Genomic DNA, 250 nt, shown 5'->3' on the forward strand with positions numbered 1-250 from the left:
GGTCATAACCAAATCCTTTGAACCCTTTATTTTCAGTCAATAAATTCCCATGAACTCTTCCTTCAAAGTATTGAGCCCCGTTTTCATCATAATAGCATAAAACAGTAACGAAGTAAGCCTTTCGGTTTTCTATTCCCTGCAGCTCTTCCAATACTTTTTCAATATTCTTTGCAAAATCATGATCTCCTGCATAACGGGCAGAGAATATCCCAGGTCTTCCATCCAAAGATTCTACTACCAGACCGCTGTC

General features: G+C 39.2%; 1 protein-coding gene. It reads right to left on the reverse strand.

From position 1 onward, the window contains the following. On the reverse strand, nt 1–250 hold a 250-nt coding region (locus tag SB689_RS23770), incomplete at both ends, for a non-canonical purine NTP pyrophosphatase (protein WP_410694498.1).

This window comes from Chryseobacterium sp. SIMBA_038 (assembly GCF_046535115.1).
GTDB lineage: Bacteria > Bacteroidota > Bacteroidia > Flavobacteriales > Weeksellaceae > Chryseobacterium.